16 protein-coding genes and 1 pseudogene are annotated in these 19,715 nt (G+C 73.8%); 7 read left to right on the plus strand and 10 right to left on the minus strand.

Translation table 11 applies throughout. From position 1 onward, the window contains the following. Positions 1-14: 14 nt before the first annotated feature. From ssuE to IF73_RS0115270, 5 genes are read left to right on the plus strand one after another with little or no spacing between them, the layout of a single operon-like run. Positions 15-587, plus strand: a complete 573-nt coding sequence (ssuE, locus tag IF73_RS0115250) for an NADPH-dependent FMN reductase (RefSeq protein ID WP_037879263.1) — start codon at positions 15-17, stop codon at positions 585-587. Between the two features lie 39 nt (positions 588-626). After that, on the plus strand, positions 627-1,667 hold the full coding sequence (locus IF73_RS0115255; RefSeq protein ID WP_031007876.1) for an ABC transporter substrate-binding protein: 1,041 nt from the start codon (positions 627-629) through the stop codon (positions 1,665-1,667). Between the two features lie 8 nt (positions 1,668-1,675). Continuing rightward, the gene (locus IF73_RS0115260; RefSeq protein ID WP_031007878.1) at positions 1,676-2,470 is read left to right on the plus strand and encodes an ABC transporter ATP-binding protein; all 795 of its coding nucleotides are present in this window, start codon (positions 1,676-1,678) and stop codon (positions 2,468-2,470) included. Beyond that, a complete protein-coding gene (locus IF73_RS0115265; protein ID WP_031007880.1) occupies positions 2,467-3,444 on the plus strand; it encodes an ABC transporter permease in 978 nt (325 codons plus the stop codon). The genes IF73_RS0115260 and IF73_RS0115265 overlap by 4 nt, the downstream gene beginning before the upstream one ends. Beyond that, the gene (locus IF73_RS0115270) at positions 3,441-4,778 is read left to right on the plus strand and encodes an LLM class flavin-dependent oxidoreductase (RefSeq protein ID WP_031007882.1); all 1,338 of its coding nucleotides are present in this window, start codon (positions 3,441-3,443) and stop codon (positions 4,776-4,778) included. The genes IF73_RS0115265 and IF73_RS0115270 overlap by 4 nt, the downstream gene beginning before the upstream one ends. A 173-nt stretch (positions 4,779-4,951) precedes the next feature. Here IF73_RS0115270 and IF73_RS0115275 read toward each other — a convergent pair whose 3' ends face one another. Next, positions 4,952-5,332: a MerR family transcriptional regulator gene (locus IF73_RS0115275; RefSeq protein WP_031007884.1), complete on the minus strand. Its 381-nt coding sequence runs from the start codon at positions 5,330-5,332 to the stop codon at positions 4,952-4,954. Between the two features lie 126 nt (positions 5,333-5,458). Between IF73_RS0115275 and IF73_RS0115280 the strand changes: the two genes are divergently transcribed. Next, positions 5,459-6,430 (plus strand): aldo/keto reductase, encoded by a 972-nt coding sequence (locus IF73_RS0115280; protein ID WP_031007887.1) that lies wholly within the window; start codon positions 5,459-5,461, stop codon positions 6,428-6,430. Between the two features lie 23 nt (positions 6,431-6,453). Here IF73_RS0115280 and IF73_RS0115285 read toward each other — a convergent pair whose 3' ends face one another. From IF73_RS0115285 to IF73_RS0115305, 4 genes are all read right to left on the minus strand, one after another. Next, entirely contained in the window at positions 6,454-7,719 is a 1,266-nt protein-coding gene (locus IF73_RS0115285) for an MFS transporter (RefSeq protein ID WP_031007900.1), read from the minus strand. 117 nt (positions 7,720-7,836) lie between these two features. Further along, entirely contained in the window at positions 7,837-8,682 is an 846-nt protein-coding gene (locus IF73_RS0115290; protein WP_031007902.1) for a hypothetical protein, read from the minus strand. Between the two features lie 786 nt (positions 8,683-9,468). Further along, positions 9,469-10,767 (minus strand): ATP-grasp domain-containing protein, encoded by a 1,299-nt coding sequence (locus tag IF73_RS0115300; RefSeq protein ID WP_031007905.1) that lies wholly within the window; start codon positions 10,765-10,767, stop codon positions 9,469-9,471. 146 nt (positions 10,768-10,913) lie between these two features. Next, a complete protein-coding gene (locus IF73_RS0115305; protein WP_031007908.1) occupies positions 10,914-12,125 on the minus strand; it encodes a pyridoxal phosphate-dependent aminotransferase in 1,212 nt (403 codons plus the stop codon). 107 nt (positions 12,126-12,232) lie between these two features. On the opposite strand from IF73_RS0115305, the pseudogene IF73_RS0115310 reads away from it, so the two are divergent. Then, positions 12,233-12,586: pseudogene (locus IF73_RS0115310) on the plus strand (winged helix-turn-helix transcriptional regulator); the annotation flags it as partial. A 192-nt stretch (positions 12,587-12,778) separates the two neighbouring features. On the opposite strand, the gene ectB reads toward IF73_RS0115310, so the two are convergent. The 5 genes from ectB to IF73_RS0115335 form a co-directional block, all read right to left on the minus strand. Continuing rightward, positions 12,779-14,029, minus strand: a complete 1,251-nt coding sequence (gene ectB, locus IF73_RS0115315; RefSeq protein WP_031007912.1) for a diaminobutyrate--2-oxoglutarate transaminase — start codon at positions 14,027-14,029, stop codon at positions 12,779-12,781. 54 nt (positions 14,030-14,083) lie between these two features. After that, entirely contained in the window at positions 14,084-15,268 is a 1,185-nt protein-coding gene (locus IF73_RS0115320; protein WP_234338241.1) for an amino acid:polyamine antiporter, read from the minus strand. Beyond that, on the minus strand, positions 15,265-16,548 hold the full coding sequence (locus tag IF73_RS0115325) for a lysine N(6)-hydroxylase/L-ornithine N(5)-oxygenase family protein (protein WP_031007916.1): 1,284 nt from the start codon (positions 16,546-16,548) through the stop codon (positions 15,265-15,267). Before IF73_RS0115325 ends, IF73_RS0115320 begins: the two co-directional genes overlap by 4 nt. Before the next feature lie 100 nt (positions 16,549-16,648). Continuing rightward, on the minus strand, positions 16,649-17,758 hold the full coding sequence (locus IF73_RS0115330) for an NAD(P)/FAD-dependent oxidoreductase (RefSeq protein ID WP_063833428.1): 1,110 nt from the start codon (positions 17,756-17,758) through the stop codon (positions 16,649-16,651). Next, complete coding sequence (locus tag IF73_RS0115335) at positions 17,755-19,710, minus strand: class I tRNA ligase family protein (RefSeq protein WP_031007920.1); 1,956 nt, start codon at positions 19,708-19,710, stop codon at positions 17,755-17,757. Before IF73_RS0115335 ends, IF73_RS0115330 begins: the two co-directional genes overlap by 4 nt. Between the last annotated feature and the right edge of the window lie 5 nt (positions 19,711-19,715).

Raw genomic sequence — 19,715 nt, forward strand, 5'->3', positions numbered from 1 at the left:
CCAAGGAGCCCCCCGTGCCCCAGCTGCTCGCCCTCACCGGCAGTCCCTCCGCCCACTCCCGGACCGCCGTCGTCGCCGACCATGTGCTGCGCCGCCTGGCCCACTCCGGTTTCGAGACCGCGCACCTCGCCGTCCGCGAGCTCCCCGCCGCCGACCTGCTCTCCGCCCGCCGCGGTGAGCCGGAGATCCGCCGGGCCCTGGACGCCGTCGCCGAGGCCGACGGCATCGTCATCGCGACCCCGGTCTACAAGGCCGCGTACACCGGACTGCTGAAGGCGTTCCTCGATCTGCTCCCGCAGGACGGCCTCGCCGGCAAGACGGTGCTGCCGCTCGTCACCGGGGGCAGTCTCGCCCACGTCCTGACCATCGACTACGCCCTGCGCCCCGTCCTCGCCGCGCTCGGCGCCCGGCACGTCACCGCCGGCCGGTTCGTCCTGGACTCCGCCGTGGAGCACGGCTCCGGCCCGGGCCGGCTGCGGCCCGAACTGGAGCTGGACCTCTTCCAGGCCGTCGACGAGTTCGCGGACGCCCTGCGCGCCGCGGACGCCACGGCGCGCGGCGGCCCCGCGCTCACCGCCGCCCCGTAGTACAGCCCGCCCCGCGACCCGTACCCACAAGGACCTGTCATGCCTGCATCCCTCGCTTCGACCTCCACCTCCCGACGCCAGTTCCTGACCCTGCTCGGCATCTCGGCGGCCGCGGTGAGCTGCGGCACGGCGACCGCCACCGGCGGCGGATCCGGCTCCGGCTCGCAGGTCAAGACCCTGAAGTACCAGGGCTCGGTCGGCGTGGTCACGCTCCCCGAACTCGCAGCGGACCTCGGCTACCTGGAGGACGTCGAGCTCGAATGGATCGGCAACACCACCAGTGGCCCGCAGGACATCCAGACCGCCGCCACCGGCCAGACCCACTTCGGCAGCGCCTTCAACGGCGCGGTCATCAAGCTCGCCGCACGCAAGGCGCCGATCAAGGCCGTCATCTCCTCCTACGGCTCGGACCGGTACTCCTACGCCGGCTACTTCGTCCTCGAGGACAGCCCGATCCGCTCCGCCCGCGACCTGATCGGCAAGAAGGTCGGCATGAACACCCTCGGCGCCCACTACCAGGCGCTGCTCGACACCTACCTCGCCCGCAACGGCCTCTCCAAGGCGGACGCGGCCAGGGTCGAGCCTCTGGTGGTGCCGCCCGTCAACACCGAACAGGCCCTGCGCGCACAGCAGATCGAGGTCGGGGTGCTCACCGGCATCCTGCGTGACAAGGCCGTCGCCTCCGGCGGCATCCGCCCGCTGTTCACCGATGTGGAGCTGCTCGGCCCGTTCAGCGCGGGCACCTACATCATGACCGAGCGCTTCATCGAGCAGAATCCGGACACCGTACGGACCTTCGTGACGGGCGTGGCCAAGGCCATCGAGTGGTCCCGCGGCACCCCGCGCGAGGAGGTCGTCGCCCGGATGACCGAGATCGTCAGGAAGCGCGGCCGGAACGAGGACACCACCGCCCTGCAGTACTGGCGCTCCTTCGGGATCGCCGAGACGGGCGGCCGGATACCCGACAAGGAGTTCCAGCTCTGGCTCGACTGGCTCGGCGAGCGCGGCGAGATCACGAAGGGCCGGTTCAAGCCGTCCGACCTCTACACCAACGAGTTCAACGGCTACGGAAAGGGCTGAGACCCGGCATGGCGAAGATCGTGTTCGACGGAGTGCGCAAGACCTTCGGGGAGTTCACCGCCCTCGACGGCATCGACCTGGAGATCCGCAGCGGGGAGTTCCTCGTGGTCGTCGGCCCCAGCGGCTGCGGCAAGTCCACGCTCCTCGACCTCCTCGGCGGACTGTCGGCCCCGACGGCCGGGCGGATCCTGCTCGACGGCAAGGAGGTCTCCGGGCCGGGCCTGGACCGGGGCATCGTCTTCCAGCAGTACGCGCTGCTGCCGTGGCGCACCGCCCAGGGCAACGTCGAGTTCGGCCTGGAGGCCACCGGTGTGCCGCGTCGCCAACGTGCCGCCCGGGCGAAGGAGTTCCTGGACCTGGTCGGGCTGACCGGCTTCGAGGACCGGCACCCGCACCAGCTCTCCGGCGGCATGCGCCAGCGCGTCGCCATCGCCCGCTCGCTGGCGTACGACCCGGACGTGCTGCTGATGGACGAGCCGTTCGCCGCGCTCGACGCGCAGACCCGCGAGTCCCTCCAGGACGAACTGCGCCGCATCTGGCAGAGCACCGGCAAGACCGTCGTCTTCATCACGCACGGCATCGAGGAGGCCGTCTACCTCGGGCAGCGGGTGGCCGTCATGACCTCCCGGCCCGGCCGGGTCAAGGAGGTCGTGCCGGTCTCCTTCGGCGACCGCGACGGACTGCTGGGGGAGGCCCTGCGGTCCAGCCCCGAGTTCGCCCGCTACCGGCACGAGATCTGGAACCTCCTCCACGACGAGGTGGCCCGCGCCCAGCAACTGGAGAAGGAGGCGGCAGCCGTATGACCACCGGAACCGACACCACCGCCCGGGCGGCCGCGGGCCTCACGGCCCCGGCCCCGGCCGAGAGCGCCCCGGCCGAGGGGACCGCCCGGGCCGGAGCCCCGGTCCTCAAGTCCCCCGTCCCGGCGGCCGCCGCAGCGCCCGCCGCGGCATCCGCCCCCGCCTCCACCCGTACGAGGTCCGGCGCACGGGCCGTCGTACGCGGTCTGAAGGCCGTCGCCGTCCGGACCACCGCGATCCTGGCCCTGGTCGCCCTCTGGGAGATCGCCCCGCGCGCCGGCCTGGTCGACGCCACCTTCCTGCCTCCCCTCAGCGAGGTGGCCGTCGCCTGGTGGGGACTGGCCGGCGACGGCCAGCTCGCCGACCACACCCAGGCCAGCCTGATCCGCTCCCTCGGCGGCTTCGGTATCGCGGTGGCCGTCGCCGTCCCGCTCGGCCTGCTCATCGGCTGGTACCGGCCCCTCGCCGACTTCCTCGGGCCGCTGCTGGAGGTCTTCCGCAACACCGCGGCCCTCGCGCTGCTCCCGGTCTTCGTGCTGCTCCTCGGCATCGGCGAGACCTCGAAGGTGTCGATCGTCGTCTACGCCTGCCTCTGGCCCGTCCTGCTCAACACCATCAGCGCCGTCCGGAACGCCGACCCCACCCTGATCCGGCTCGCCCGGTCGATGGACCTGTCCACGCCCCGCCTGTTCCAGAAGGTGATCCTCCCGGCCTCCGTACCGGCGGTCTTCACCGGCATCCGGCTCGCCGGCGCCGTCTCCATCCTCGTCCTCGTGGCCGCCGAGATGATCGGCGCGAAGGCAGGACTCGGCTATCTGATCAACGCCTCGCAGTTCAACTTCGCGATCCCGCAGATGTACGCGGGCATCATCACGATCTCCGCGATCGGCGTCGCCTTCAACCAGCTCCTCGTCACCGTCGAACGCCGCCTGAGCCTCTGGCGCGTCCCCGCCTCTTCCCAGGGAAACCCCACATGACCGACCAGACGCCCCGGACCCTCCACCTCAACGCCTTCCTCATGAACGCCGGACACCACGACGCCGCCTGGCGCCACCCGGACAGCCGCCCCGAGCGCGTCACCGATCTGCGGTACTTCCAGGAGCTGGCCCGCACGGCCGAGCGCGGACGGCTCGACTCGATCTTCTTCGCCGACGGGGTCGCGCTCTGGGGGAAGGCCCGCTACAACGCCGTCGGCGGGTTCGAGCCGCTCACCCTGCTCTCCGCGATCGCCGCGGTCACCGAGCACATCGGGCTGATCGCCACCGTCTCCACCACCTTCAACGAGCCCTACAACCTCGCCCGCAAGTTCGCCTCCCTCGACCACATCAGCGGCGGCCGCGCCGGCTGGAACATCGTCACCTCCGGCAGCGTCGACGAGGCCCGCAACTTCAACCGCGACGAGCACCTGGAGCACGCCCGCCGCTACGAGCGCGCCCGCGAGTTCCTCGACGTCGCCACCAAGCTCTGGGACAGCTGGGAGGACGACGCGATCGTCCTCGACAAGGAGCGCGGCATCTACGCCGACACCGACAAGCTGCACCCCGCCGCCCACCGCGGCGAGCACTTCGGCGTGGCCGGCCCGCTGAACGTGCCCCGCTCCCCGCAGGGGTACCCGCTGCTCGTGCAGGCGGGATCCTCCGAATCCGGGAAGGAGTTCGCCGCCCAGTACGCCGAGGCCGTCTTCACCGCCCAGCAGACCCTCGCCGAAGGCCAGACCTTCTACAAGGACCTCAAGTCCCGCCTGGCGAAGTACGGCCGCGCCGAGGAGGACCTGCTCGTCCTGCCCGGCATCGCCCCCGTCATCGGTTCCACCGAGGCCGAGGCCAAGGCCCTGGAGCAGCAGCTCACCGACCTCCAGATCCCGGAGTACGGCCTGGCCCAGCTCTCCGGCATGCTGGGCGTGGACCTCACCGGCCTGCCCCTCGACGGCCCGCTGCCCGAACTCCCCGACGAGCGGGACATCAACGGGAACAAGAGCCGTTTCGCCCTCGTCGCCGAACTGGCCCGCCGCGACGGGCTCACGCTGCGCGAGCTGATCGCCCGGCTCGGCGCCGGCCGCGGCCACCGGGTCTTCGCGGGCACCCCCGAGCAGATCGCCGACCAGCTGGAGGAGTGGTTCACCCGAGGTGCCGCCGACGGGTTCAACATCATGGCGCCCGTCCTGCCCGCGGGCCTGACCGACTTCGTCGACCAGGTCGTGCCGATCCTCCAGCGGCGCGGCCTCTTCCGTACCGAGTACACCGGCCGCACCCTGCGCGAGAACTACGGTCTGCCGCGCCCCGCCAACCGCTACACGAGGGAGCCGGCGTGAGCGATCACCTCACCGACGTCCTCGTCGTCGGCGGTGGGCCCGCCTCGAACTGAGTCGTCGATCGTGGGGCCGTTCCGGAGTGGTCCGGAACGGCCCCACGATCGTTCTCGGGGACGGGCCGGGGGCCGGTCGGCGGGGGTGAGCACGCCCGCGCGCCCGCGCTTCGGATATCGCTAGTCGGCGAGCGCGCGGCGGTAGAAGGCGATCTTCGTGTGGAGGTAGTCCTGCTGCGCGCGCAGCTTCGTGATCTGCTCCTCCGCGGCCCCGTGGTGACGCTCCAGCAGGGCCAGGCGCTCGGCGAACGTTCCGTCGCCCGCGCGGACGAGTTCGGCGAAGCGGCGCATGCCGGCGATCGGCATGCCGGTGTCGCGCAGGCAGCGCAGGACGTACAGCCACTCCAGGTCGTGGGCCGTGTACCGGCGGTGGCCGGTGGCTGAGCGGTGGACGGTTCCCAGCAGGCCGATGCGCTCGTAGTAGCGCAGGGTGTCCAGGCTGAAGCCGGAGCGCTCCACCGTCTCGGCGGGGGTCAGGAACTCCGTCGCGGGTGTGCTCATGGGCCGATCATCTCACCGGCCGTGGTTGACCTGGAGCGCGCTCCAGATGACACGGTTCCTTCCGCGGCGCTCCGCTGCCGCGGCCCTCGTTCCTGTCCGTATCCCCTCACCCCCGGAGCGACTCCCATGCGTTTCCGTCCTCTTGGCACGCGTGCCGACGGCACTCCCGGTCCCACGGCGAGCGTCCTGTGCCTGGGCACGCTGCCGTTCGGCACCCGCGTCGACGAAGAGCGGGCGTTCGCCCTGCTGGACCGGTTCACCGAGCGTGGCGGTACGTTCCTGGACACCGCCGACTGCTACGCGTTCTGGCTCGACGGCGCGACCGGCGACGAATCCGAGACGGTCATCGGCCGATGGCTCGCCGCCCGCGGAAACCGGGAGGAGGTCGTGCTGGCCAGCAAGGTCGGCGCCCGACCGACCGGCCCCGGCGAGTGGCCGGGCACCGCGGAGGGCCTGTCCGGCGAGGCCGTCCGGGCCGGTGTCGAGGGCTCGCTGAAGCGGCTCGGCACCGACCGCCTCGACGTGCTGTACGCGCACATGGAGGACCGCAGGCCGCCGCTGGCCGAAACGGTGGGGGCGTTCGGCGCGCTGGTCGAGGACGGCACGGTCGACGTCCTCGGCGTCAGCAACCAGCTCACCTGGCGCGTCGACCGGGCCCGCGCGCTGGCCCGCGAGCGGCAGGTGGCCGGATACACCTGCGTACAGCAGCAGTACACCTACCTGAGGCCCCGTCCCGGCGCGACGTTCGGCTCCTGTGAACACGCCACACCGGAACTCCTCGACTACGTCCGCAACGAGCCCGGCATGACGCTCCTCGCCTACACGCCGCTCCTCGGAGGTGCCTACACCAACCCCGCCAAGCCCCTCCCGGCCGGTTTCGACCACCCCGGCGCCGCCGCTCAGCTCGACGCGCTGCGCGAGGTGGCGGCCGAGACCGGCGCCACCGCCAACCAGGTCGTTCTCGCCTGGCTGCTCGGCGGCGACCTGCCGATCCTGCCCGTCGTCGGCGCCTCCTCCCTCGCCCAGCTCGACGAGGCGCTCGACGCCGTGGACCTCGACCTCACCGCCGCGCAGCGCGCCCGTCTGGACCAGGCGTGAGCCCGGACCGTGGCGCGTGGGACTCACGCCGCCTTCGTCAGGCTGGAGCGGGCCGGGGCGGGTGTGTGGCGGGCGGGGACGGGGGCGGTGGGGCGGGGTTCGTGGCGCGGCCAGAGGAGGAGGGCGCCGGCCGCTCCCGTCGTGGCGAGGGCCGCGAGGACCGTCCAGGTCACGGTGAAGCCGGCGGTCGTGCCGAGCCATCCCGCCAGCGGGTAGGTGATCAGCCAGGCCAGGTGCGACAGGGAGAACTGCGCCGCGAACGCCGCGGGGATCGCGTTCCGGCCGACGGAGGCACGGATGACGGTGCCGGTCGGCGTGATGACCAGGGCCATCCCGACGCCGATCGCGGTCCAGACGGTCGCCGTGGCGGTCCGGGTGAGGAGACCCGTCGCGGAGAGCGACACCGCGGCGGTCGTGCCGGCGACCAGGACTCCGGCGCCGGTCAGCATGACCGGGCGGGCGGCGACCCGGTCGAGCACGCGGGGCAGGACCAGCGCGGCCAGAAGGGTGCCCGTGCCGGACGCGGCGAGCATCCAGGCGACGTCGGCCTGTGAACCGCCGAGGCCGTCACGGACGTGGTTCACGGTGTTGACGACGACGATCGAACCCGCCGACGCCACCACGAGGTTGAGCGCCGTCACGCCGCGCAGCCGGGGCGTCCTGAGGAACGTCCTGACGCCGTCCGCCGCCTTGTCCCACGCCCTGGTGTGGCCACTGGGACGGGCGTCGGGGATACGGGTCGACAGGACGAGCACGGCGGAGACGAGGAACCCGGCGGAGGTCCCGAGGAACAGCCGGTCGAAGCTCAGGAACGTCAGGGCGACGGCCGCGAGGACCGGGCTGAGCAGGCTCTCCATGGTCGAGGCGACCTGCGAGGCGGAGAGGGCGCGGGTGTAGGCGGACTCGTCGGTGACGATGTCGGGGATGACGGCCTGGAACGTCGGGGTGAACGCCGCCGAGGACGCCTGGAGCAGGCCGATCAGCAGGTAGACGTGCCAGACCTCGGTGACCAGCGGCAGGGCCAGGACCACCAGGCCGCGGACGACGTCGAGGAGGAAGAGGAACGTTCTTCTGGGGAGCCGGTCGACGTACGCGGCGGCCAGCGGCGCGATGATCACGTACATGACCATCTTGACGGTCAGGGCGGTGCTGAGCACCACGCCGGCGCGCGGACCGGCGAGGTCGTAGGCGAGGAGCCCGAGGGCCACGGTCGTCAGACCGGTCCCGAAGAGGGCGATGACCTGGGCGCCGAAGAGTCGGCGGTAGTCGCGGAGGGCGAAGAGTCGCATGGCGGGTTCCTTCCGTGTCCATGCGGCGGGGCACGGCCTCGCGGCGGCGGTGGCCGTGCCCCGCGCCTACAGGCGGGGAGGGGGTGCGGACAGGGCAAGGGATCTCTTCCGTTCGTGTCAGTGGTGGCTGTGGTGGGCGTGGTGGCTGTGGTGGCCGTGGTGCGCGTGGTGGTCGGTGTGTGCGGGTGCGGGCGCGGTGGTGCGGACCGTGAACTCGGCCGTGCGGACGACTCCGTCGTGCTGGAAGTCCAGGAACAGGCGGTAGGTGCCGGCCGTCGGCGCGACCGCCATGAACGAGATGTCGGGACCGGGCGCGGTGACGCCGTCGCCGGGCTCGCCCTCCGGGTGGACGTGGAGGTAGCCCAGGTCGCCGACGCGCAGGGCGACGAGGTGTCCGTACGCGGCCAGGTAGGGCTCCAGGTCGGTGACGGGCCGGTCGTCCCGGCTGACGGTGAGGGTCAGTTCGCTCGCCTCGCCGGGGACGAGCTCGCCCTTGAGCGCCACGGTGTACGCGCCGATCCGCGCGGTCCCGGTGGGCTCGGGAAGCGGCTGCGGGGCGTAGGGCCCGGCGACCGCGGCGTCGATGCCCAGCGTCAGGGTCCCGTCGTGGCCGACCGGGTGGATGTCGGTGAAGAACCGCCAGTCCCCGGGCTCCAGGGTGAGCTCGGTGCTCCAGGTGCCGTGCGCGTCCCGGACCGGGTGCACGTGCTGGAACCCGGCCGTGTCCCGCCGGACGGCGATGAAGTGCAGCTCCTTCTCGTGCTCGGCGACGTACTCGGTCACCGGCTGTCCGTCGGGGCCGATCACCTGGAAGGTGACCGGCTGCACACCGGCGGTGAGGATCGGGGAGCCGAGGACGAGGGTGTAGCCGTCTGCGGACACCGACAGCCCGCCGGGCTGGGCCCCGCCGTGACCTGCGTGGGTCGCGTGGCCGGTCTGGTCGTGGCCTGCGTGGTTGTTCATGACGTCTCCCCTGGGTGATGCGGATCCTGCCGCCGTCCGGTCAGGACGACGATCACAACCATATACCCCCTGGGGGTATTCCGGGGGATCTTGAGGAGGCGGATCTCCTCAGCCGCCCGCCGCCCCGAGGCGTCCGCGAGGGGTGGGTGGGCGGGCGGGTGGTGGGTGTCGATGTGGGCGCGGGGAGGCAGCGCGCCGACTCGCGCACCGCGTCCTCGGCCAGGTCGGCGGTCGCCTGCGGCCGGGACGCCGCCGAGGCGTGGCTCGCGTCGGGTTCGACGAGCCTGCGGGGGTTCATGCGCTCGGTCTCGGTTGTCCGGCGCTCGCAGAGCTGATGCCAGACGGGTGCCTTCTGTGTGACCGCCAAGACGAGGGCCTCGTCGGCCGGCAGGTCCTGGGCGAAGCTCTCGTGGAAGGCGTCCGGCCTGATCCGGAGGTAGCCGTCCGAGTCGGGCGCGAGGGCGTCCGTCCACCTGCCCTCGGCCCGCCTCGGGGAGGGGTTCGTCGTCGTCCGCCGTGCCGGCGGGCCGTCGGGGCATGTCGTCGGCCCGCCGACCGGTCGAGCGACGGCAGCGGGGGGACGAGCTCGGGGCAGAGGGCGCCGGACCTCCGGCCGGACCTCCGGCCGGACCGGGGGCGACGGGCCGGCGGCCGTCCAGGGCCTCGACGAACGGGCCCCGGGGCCCTGCCGCGCGGCCGTGGGCGGCGGCTCCGGCTGTCCGGTGGCTCCGGCGGCCCGGCCCGCCCCACCCCGAGCGGGGCGTGGGGCGGGCCGAGCCAGGGCGGTCAGGCCGGGTCGGCCTCGATGGTGAGCTCGACGCGGTCCGTGTAGGCGCGGACCTCCGTGACCGGGTCGGCGTCCCACGGCAGGTCCGCGACGACGTAGGCCGAGCGGCCGGACGAGTCGTGGAGCGCGCCGAGGCGGGAGCCGCGGGGGAGGCCCACCATGACCGAGGCGCAGCGGGCGGGCGCGTCGGGGGTGGTGGCCTCGACGAGGGGCCAGACGGCGTCGTCGGCGATCCAGGAGACCGGCTCGCCCTCGTAGCGGACGTCGGTGAGCCGGCCGGGGGTGTGCTCGACGAAGCGCTGGACGGCCCGGCGGGTGGGGGCCGGGTAGTCGGGGCGCACGCCGAGGGCGAGGTCGACGATGGCCGGCTCGATGGGGCGGCCGGTGGCGAGGTGCCACATCATGGTGATGGCGTCGCCGGGGAGCCGGGCGGCGATCTCCATGAGGACCGGCTGGCCGTCCCGGAGCCGGAACTCGGCGTGGGTGATGCCGCTGTCGAAGCGCAGCGCCTTGAGGATGGCGGCGTTGGCGGCGACGAGCGCGTCCGAGTGGGCGAGCGGCAGGTCGGCGGGGCTGGTGTGGCCGATCTCGGTGAAGTAGGGGCTGTCGTCCTCGTTGGTGAGCTTGGCGGTGACGCCGCTCCACAGGAGTTCGCCGCGGTGGACGAGGGCCTCGACGGAGAACTCGGGGCCGGTGACCAGCTCCTCCACCAGGATCGTCTCGTCCGGCTCGTAGGCGGTGAGCGCGGCCCGCAGCTCCTCGTCGTTCTCGACCCGGACGACGCCCGAGCTGAACATCCGGCCGGCCGGCTTGACGACGGCGGGGTACGCGTCGGCGGCCGCGGAGTCCCGCTGGTGGGGGGCGAAGGCCCGCCAGGAGGGGCCGTGGTCGCGGAGGACGACGCGCTGCATGACCTTGTCGCGGCAGACGCGGGCCGCCCAGGCGCCGGGACCGGGCAGGCCGAGCGCGTCGGAGAGCACGCCGCACGGGTCGACGAAGACCTCGCCGCTGCAGATCACGCCGCGGATGTCGTAGTCGGCGATCCAGTCCTGCACGGACGCCAGGACCCCGGCGATCACGGCGTCCGGGAACTGGCGGACGGCCCGGATCCGCGACAGCGGGTGCGCCGGGTCCTCGATGTGTCCGGTCAGCTTCGCCAGGTCGGTGGTGGGGCCGACGACGACCAGCGGCGCCAGCCCGCGCTCCGCGATGTCGGTGATCAGGCGGTGCTGGCGGGCGAGGGCCGCCAGGTCGCTCATGACGATCACGGCGGGCGGGCGTTGGCTCTGACGGTTCAACGGAGCTCCTCCGGTGGATGCGGATGCGCGGTCGTGGAAGATCCAGCTTGCCCGGCCGCTTCGCGTCCGGTCTGTCGATACGTCAATTCAGGTGCCCGCACGCCGGATTGGCCGGAAATCTGCATCCGGCGCCCCGGCTCGGGGCGCTACTGGCGATAGGTGGAGAGGAAGCGGCCGATGCGGTTGATCGCGGTCTCCAGGTCGTCGGCGCGCGGCAGCGTGACGAAGCGGAAGTGGTCCGGCCGGGGCCAGTTGAAGCCGGTGCCCTGGACGATGTGGATCTTCTCGCGCAGCAGCAGGTCGAGGACGAGCCGCTCGTCGTCGACGATCTTGTGCACCGCCGGGTCCAGCTTGGCGAAGGCGTACAGGGCGCCCTTGGGCTTGACGCAGCTCACGCCCGGGATCTCGTTCAGCGCCCGCCAGGCGACGTCGCGCTGCTCGGTGAGCCTGCCCGTCGGCAGCGTCAGGTCGTGGATCGACTGGCGGCCGCCGAGCGCGGCCTGGACGGCGTACTGCGCCGGCACGTTGGGGCACAGGCGCATGCCGGCCAGCATGGTCAGGCCCTCCAGGTAGTCCGTGGCCCGCCCCTTGGGGCCGGAGACGACCAGCCAGCCGCTGCGGAAGCCGGCCACCCGGTAGGACTTGGAGAGGCCGTTGAAGGTGAGCGTCAGCACGTCGTCGCTCATCGCGGCCAGGCAGTGGTGCTCGGCGTCGTCGTAGAGGATCTTGTCGTAGATCTCGTCGGCCAGCACCATCAGGCCGTGGCGGCGGGCGAGTTCGAGGATGCCCTCCAGGAGCTCCTTCGAATAGACCGCGCCCGTGGGGTTGTTGGGGTTGATGACGACGATGGCCTTGGTGCGGTCGGTGATCTTCGAGGCGATGTCGTCGAGGTCGGGGAACCAGTCCGCCTCCTCGTCGCACAGGTAGTGCACGGGCCGGCCGCCGGCGAACCGCACCACCGCCGTCCACAGCGGGTAGTCGGGCATCGGCACCAGGACCTCGTCGCCGTCGTCGACCAGCGCCTGCACGGCCATCTGGATCAGCTCGGAGGCGCCGTTGCCCAGGTAGACGTCGTCGACGGTGACACCCGTGACGCCGCGCTGCTGGTAGTACTGCATGACCGCGCGCCGGGCCGGCAGGATGCCCCGGGAGTCGCTGTAGCCGTGCGCGTTGGGCAGGTTGCGGATGATGTCCTGGAGGATCTCCTCCGGCACCTCGAAGCCGAACGGCGCGGGATTGCCGGTGTTCAGCCGCAGGACGCTGTGACCCGCCTCCTCCAGGGCGTTGGCCTGGTCGACGACCGGGCCACGGATCTCGTAGCACACGTCCTTCAACTTGCTGGACTGTCGAAACGTCATCTGCGGCCTCCCGACCGTCACTGTCACCGTCATCCGCGCCGCTGTGGCTGCTTCGTTCTACCAAGTACCCACTTGGAAAGTCCAACCTTTTGGTTATGCTGGCCACCATGCCACGCCGAAGCTACGACCAGTACTGCGCCGTCGCCCGAGCCCTGGACGCGGTGGGGGAGCGCTGGAGCCTGCTGATCGTCCGGGAGCTCCTGCACGGCCCGCGGCGGTACACCGACCTCCACGCCGACCTCCCCGGCGTCTCCACCGACATCCTCGCCAGCCGGCTCAAGCAGCTGGAGGGCGAGGGGCTGGTCGAGCGCCGCCGCCTGGAGCGGCCGGCCAACGCGACCGTCTATCAGCTCACCCCGCGCGGGGCCGAACTGCGCCCGGTCGTCCAGGCCCTGGCACTCTGGGGCCTGGACGCGCTCGGCGACCAGCGACCCACGGACGCCGTCCGCACCCACTGGTTCACCGAACGCGGCCCGGCGGGCGAGGCCGCGCCCGGCCCGGCACCGGAGGGGGAGGCGGTCGCGTCCGCGACACCGTGACGGGGGCGGAGCCGGTCATCGGCGCGCCTGCGACGGCACCGGTTGTGACGGCACCCCCCCCCGTGACGGCACCGCCCGTGACGGCGCCGCCTGCGACGGCACCGCCCGTGACGCTCAGCCGCCCAAGGCCGCGGCCACCGACTCCCGCAGGACGTCCAGCCCCTCGGCCAGCTCCTCGTCGGTGGCGGTGAGCGGCGGCAGCAGCTTCACCACCTCGTCGTCGGAACCGGAGGTCTCCACCAGCAGCCCCCGGGCGAACGCCCCGTCGGCGACCCGCCGGGCGACCTCCGCCTCCCGGAAGGCCAGGCCCCACGCCAGGCCCCGCCCGCGCCGGGCCGACACCTGCGCCGCGTACCGCCCCGCGAGCTCGCCGAGCCGCTCCTCGAAGAGCGCGCCCCGCACCTCGGTCTGCTTCTCCAGGACGCCGTCCGCCCAGAACTCCCGCAGCGCCGCAGCCGCCGTCACGAAGGCCGGGTTGTTGCCGCGGAAGGTGCCGTTGTGCTCGCCCGGCTGCCAGACGTCCAGCTCGGTGCGGAAGAGCGTCAGCGCCATCGGCAGCCCGTACCCGCTCAGCGACTTGGACAGGCAGACGATGTCCGGCGTGATCCCGGCGGCCTCGAAGCTGAAGAACGGCCCGGTCCGCCCGCAGCCCATCTGGATGTCGTCCACGACCAGCAGGATGCCCCGCCGGTCGCACAGCTCCGCCAGGTCCGCCAGCCACGTGTGCCCGGCCGGGTTCACGCCGCCCTCGCCCTGCACCGTCTCCACGATGACGGCGGCCGGCGTCTCCAGGCCGCTGCTGCGGTCGGCGAGCATGCTGTCGAGCAGCTTCAGGCCGGACACCTCGCCCCCGGCGAAGCCGTCGTACGGAAGGCGCCAGGTGTGCCCGAGCGGCACCCCGGCGCCGCCGCGCTTGGAGGCGTTCCCGGTGACCGCCAGGGAGCCCAGCGACATGCCGTGGAAGGCGCCGGTGAAGGCGACCACGGTGTGACGCCCCGTCACCTTCCGGGCCAGTTTCAGCGCGGCCTCCACGCTGTTGGTGCCGGTCGGGCCGGGGAACTGGACCCGGTAGTCGAGCCGCCGGGGGCCCAGCACCCGCGCCCCGAACTCGCGGAGGAAGTCCTCCTTCGCCACCGTCATCATGTCCAGGCTGTGCGTGACCCCGTCCCGCTCCAGGTAGTCGAGCAGCGCACGCTTCAACACAGGATGGTTGTGGCCGTAGTTGAGGGCGCTCGCGCCCGCGAAGAAGTCCAGATAGACGCGGCCGTCACGGTCGGTGAGCCGACTGCCGCGGGCCTGGTCGAAGACCACGGGCCAGTTCCGGCTGTAGCTGCGGACCTCGGATTCGAGGCGGGAGGCGTTCATGAGGGGTCTCCTCGGAGAGGGGTGGAAAAGGTACGGGTGGAACGCCCGGCCCGCTCAGGCGCCGGACAGGAACGGAACGGCGAGCACCGCCAGGCCCGTGAGCACGGCCAGCAGCAGCGCCCCGGCGGCCCGCAGCGGCGGCCCGCCGTGACGTACGGCCGCGGCGGCGCCCAGCGCGTACCCGACCAGCGCCGCCGCGGCGGGACCGAGCAGCAGCAGGGGTACGCCGCCGTCCCGCGCCCCCGCCCAGGCGAAGGCGCAGCACGCCGCGCCGACGGCCAGGACCAGCCACGGGGAGGGCCGGGCGGCGGCCCCGCCGGGGCGCAGCCGCGCCGCGATCCGGGCCGCCGTGCGGACGTTGGTGAGGACGTACGACGTCAGGACGGCGGCCGTCGCCACGGCGAGCACCCACCGCAGCGGCGCCGCGACCGGCGCACCGGCGCCCCGCTCCTGGACCGCCGCCAGGCCCAGACAGGCGACCGCCACGCACGCCGCCCCCAGGACCACCCCGGCGGCGGTGCGCCGCCGCCCGGCCCCGATCGCGGGGACGGCCCCGGTGACGGCCTCCCAGCCGACACCGGCGAAGAACAGCGCCGCGAGCGCCAGCCACAGGGCGCCCGGCTCCGAGAAGCCCGACGGCGCCAGCGTCGTCCCCGGGCCCGGATCGGCCGGCCAGAACCAGACGGCGCACACCAGCGCCAGGATCCCGGCGGCCCACGGCCGCCACCGCAGCAGCGCCGCCGGGGGCGTCAGCGGGGCGAGCGCCCCCGCCACGCCCACGAGGAGCACGCCGAGGGCGAGCGGCAGCCCGTCCGCCCCCGCCGCCGGCGGCGCGCCGTCGGCGGCGGTCAGCAGCGCGGTCGCGGCGAACCAGGCGATCGCGGCCTGCCCGGCGGTGAACGCGACGGCGAAGACGCCGTCGACCGTCCGCTCCGCCCAGGTGCCGAGCAGCGCCCCGGCCGCCCCGGCGAGGGAGACCGGGCCGAGCCGGGCGCGGACCAGCTCGGCCAGCACCAGGGCGACCGAGCCGCCCAGCAGGACGTGCGCCGCCCAGACGAGGAGACCGGCCCCGCCCGCCAGGGCCGTCACGACCGGCGGCATCACCAGCAGCCCGGCACCGAGGACCCCGCCGGCGACCCGGCCGGCGATCGCCCGCTCGGGCCGTGCCGCCGCCGTCCGGCCGCCGGTCGGCACCCCCTCGCCCGTCACCGCTCCCGAAGCGTCCGGAGGCTCCGTCACGGGAGGCGCTTCCGGAGGCTCTCCGCGATGACCTTGGCCCGCAGCGACAGCAGGCTGAACGACCCGGCGTCGCCGATGCCGTGGCTGGACTCGCACAGGCCGTTGAGGAAGAGCGGCGGCGTCCCTGCCGCCACCGGCCGCACCTCGTAGTCGGGTCCCACGGCCAGATAGCCGTGCGCGTCGAACGCGAACTCCTCCGCCACCCCGCGCATCAGCGCCGGGACGCGCTCCTGGTGGGCGGCCGGGCCGAGGTCGCGGAAGCCGGTGGCCAGGACGACGAAGTCGGCCTCGTGCACCTCGGACTCCCCGGTGTTCAGCTCGTCCACGCGCATCCGTACGCCGTCCTCGCCCACCTCCAGGGACCGCACCTGCCGGCTTCCGCTGACGAACACCCGCTGCTCGCCGTCGAGCCGCTGCTCGTAGATCAGCCGGTAGAGCTCGCGCAGCACGTCCCCGTCGGCGGACGAGTAGTTCGTCAGCCGCATGAACCGGTCGATGGCGTCCTTCCGCTCCCGCGAGGCCCCGTAGTAGTAGTCGGTGAAGCCGGGGAAGTACCCCTCCTCGCTGAACGGACTGGTGTCCTTCTCACGGAGCGTCAGCGACCGTACGAGCGTCGTCACTTCCGCCCGCGGATAGCGCCGGGCCAGGTCCAGGGTCAGCTCCACCGCGCTCTGGCTGCCGCCCACCACCGTCACCCGGCGCGGCACCACCCCCGCCTCCTCCAGCTCCCGCAGGGCCGGCAGGTACCGCGTCAGATGGAAGACGCGCGGCGAGTCGACCGCGTCGAAGGGCTCCGGGACGAACGGGGCCCGCCCGGTGCCGACGACCAGGACCCGCGCCTGGAGGGTCTCCCCGGCGGAGGTGGTGACCGTGTAGCGGGGCCGGCCCTCGGCGTCCCGGCCGAGCGTGACGCCGGTGACGTGCGTGCCGTAGTCGACGAGCCGGTCGAAGTGACCCGCCGCCCAGGTCACGTACTGCGCGTACTCCTTGCGCAGCGGGAACTCCATCGGGAGGTTGAGGTGGTCGAGCAACCGCCCGTTCTCGAAGAGGTAGTTGATGAAGCTGTAGCGGCTGCGCGGATTGCGCAGCGACACCAGGTCGCGTACCGGGTGGTTCTGGATGTCCGAGCCGTCGAGCATCATCGCGCTCTGCCACGAGGGCCCCGGGCGGGCCTCCAGGAAGCGGATGTCCAGATCGTGCCCCTCTTCTTCCAGGGCGATGGCCAGGGCCAGGTTGGCCGGTCCGAAGCCGATGCCGAGCACGTCGTGGCAGCGGATCACTGTTCCCCCTTGACGAGATGGATGAGAGTCGTGCGGCCCCGGAGCGCGCCGTCGGCGGGCGCCGGTCCGGACGCCGGGTGGGGCGCCGGGTCTGAGGCGGTCAGGTGTGGGTCAGGACCGCGTCGGCGATGCGGCGGCCGGCCTCCGGCGCCGTCTTGACGCCGCCGCCGTTCCAGCCCCGCACCGCCCAGACGTGCGGCACGCCGGTCCCCGTGAGCAGCCCGGACGCCGGACCGTCGCGGTCCGGCGCGCCGTAGGCGTCGGCCGCGCGGACGGTGTCGAGGTACGGCGCCGACACGAGCCACGGGAAGTGGGCGGTGAGCGCGGCGACGGTCGCCCGCGCGTGCCCGGGGTCCGGCGGCGCGCCGACCGGCGCGTCCCAGACCAGGTGCGGCATGCCGATCAGCGTGCGGTCCGCGCCGACCGGCTTGGCGTACAGACCGGTCCGCAGGTCGACGAAGGTCGCGTGGTCCGGCACGGCAGGGCCGCGCCCGACCACGCCGACCTGGATCGACCGCGAGCGGACCGGGACCACCGGCCGCAGCCCGGGCACCGGGTCGGCCGCCCACGGCCCGACCGCCGACACCACGGCCCCGGCCAGCACCGTGCCCGCGCCGGTGACCACCGCCGGGCGTCCGCCGCGCGCCTCCACCGCCCGCACGGGCACCCCGCAGCGGACGACGGCGCCGTCCGCGCGCGCCTGCTCCAGCCAGTCCGCCGTGACCTCCGCCGGGGCGACCCAGCCGGCCTCGGGCTCGACCAGCGCGATCCCGCCGGCCAGCCCGACGCCCGCCGCCTCCGCGGGGCCCGCCACCACGTGCGCCGACGTGCCGAGGACCGCGTTGATCCGGTCCGCCGCCGCCCGCAGGACGGCCTCCCGGCCGGGATCGGCGACGGTCACCGCGCCGACCGCACGCAGCGGGGCCCGGCCCGACGCCCAGAGACCCGGGTCCCGGTAGGCGGCGAGACCGGCCACGGCCAGCGGGGCCGACGCCGGATCGGGGTCGTAGGCGCGGACCATGCCGCCGGAGGAGCCGGTCGCCCCGGCGGCGCCCGGGCGGGGGGCCTGCTCCAGGACGACGACGGCCGCGCCCCGGCGGGCCAGGTGGTGCGCGACGGCGGCGCCGGTGATCCCGGCGCCCACCACCACGACGTCCGCCACGGCGGGCAGCTCCCCGACTGGGGGACCGGTCGGGTCGGCGTCGGTCACGATCGCCCGCTCGCGGCCGGCGCGGGCGCGGGCGCCGTGCACCGGGTGCCGGACGGCAGGAACGACCAGTCGGCCTCCCGGACCGGCTCGCCCGGCAGGCCCAGCCACGCCCAGACCCGCTCGGCGAGCCCCGGCGTGACCGGCCAGGCCAGCGCGGCGAACGCCTTGGCCGCCAGGTACTCGAGCGCCAGGCTGGTCCGGGCCTCCTCCGCGAGCGACGGGACCTGGCGGGCCACCCGCTCCGTCGCCCGGAACTCGGCGCACCGCTTCACGAAGGACTCCAGCAGCTCGACGTAGCCGCGCGCACTGAACGCCTCGGGCAGGACCAGGCCGTCGAGTTGACGGGTCGCCAGGTTCAGGTACCGGTAGAACTCGCGGTGCGCGTCCGTCCAGGCGCCCGTCCCCGGCACCACGCCGTCGCCCTTCCCGCCCAGCTCCGCGAAGCCGTCGAGCCAGGCGTGCGCCGCGAGGTACAGCGGGTCCTCGGTCAGCCGGCCGGCGCGCTCCTCGGTGATCCGGGTGACCCGGCCCTCCGGCGCGTCCCGGAGCAGCGCGAGCCGTACCGCGTCCGCCCCCGACGCGGCGAGGGCGTCGTCGGCCCACACGGCGTGGCCCCGGCTGGTGGAGAACTTCTCGTCGCCCAGGTGCAGGAACTGGTTGGTGACGAACGCGGCCGGGAGGTGCTCGCCGAGCCCGGCCGCGAAGGCGAGCACCGGCAGCAGCACCGCGTAGTAGAAGCTGTTGTCGTAGCCGAGGAAGAGCGTGATCCGGGCCGGCCCGCCCTCCTCGGCCTCGGCCTTCGCCGCGTCGAGGAAGGTGAGGGCGAGGTCCGCCCAGGCGTCGAGCGCCCGGCCCTCGCCGAGGTCGACGCCCCAGTCGGTGGTCCGCGCGAGCCGGTACGGCGGCAGCCCCTCGTCGAGCAGCCGCTCGACCAGGATCCGCAGGTCGGGGGCGGTGGCCGTGACCCGCAGGTACTCCCGCAGCTCGTCCGCGTAGGCGTTCAGATCGAGCCAGAGCGCCCGCTCCGGGCGGGTGACGGCCGCCGTGCCGCAGATCCGGCACCGGACGCCGGTCAGCTCCCGGGCCTCGTTGGGCCGCCCGCACGCCTCGCAGATCTCCCCGTCGCTGGCGGCGGCGCAGTGGGCGCAGGCCCCGCGGGCGAACGCCTGGTGCAGCGAGAGGTCGCAGCTCGGGCAGTACGCGGTCGCCCGCTCCTCCTCCCGTACCGCGGGCGACGCGGCGACCCGGTCGAGGAGCGCCCGGATCCGGTCGGCGTGGCCGGGGTCCCCGGCGGGCCGGGTGAGCCGGTCGACGCCGACGCCGGCCGCGCGCAGGGTCGCCACGATGGCGTCGCCCGCGGCGGTGGCCACGGCCGCCGGGGTCGTCCCGTCCAGGCGGGCGGCGGCGGCCACGTACGACTGGTGGTCGTCGGTGCCGGTGACGTACCGGGCGTCCCGGCCGGTGCTGCGCAGCGCGCGCACCAGCAGGTCGGCGCGGACGTACGGGCCGGCGAGGTGGCCCAGGTGGAGGCCGCCGTTGGGGGTGGGCGGCGGGCAGAACACCAGGGTCCGGTCGGCGAGCCGGTCCCGCGGGGGAGCCTTGTCCAGGACGGCGACGGCGCTCGGGATGTGCTCCCAGTACACCGACACGAGGTCGAACGGCTCGTCGTGGTCGTTGCGGATCTCGTGGAAGCCGAACGGCGACAGGTAGCAGACGCTCCCCGGCCCCAGCTCACGCTCCTCGTCGCCGAGCACGACGACCGCCCTGCCGGACAGGACGATGAACATCTCGCCGTCCTGGTGGGCGTGGCGCTTCGAGACGGTGTGCGCGGGGACGCTGCCGAAGACGGAGCCGAACGGCAGCCCCTCGATGTCGGTCGCGGACAGCATGGGTTGCAGGTTCATCTCGTACGACCAGCTCATCGCCGACCGGTCGAAGGCGCGCGTGATCAAGGGGA

The organism is Streptomyces sp. NRRL F-5727, assembly GCF_000719555.1.
Taxonomy (GTDB): Bacteria; Actinomycetota; Actinomycetes; order Streptomycetales; family Streptomycetaceae; genus Streptomyces.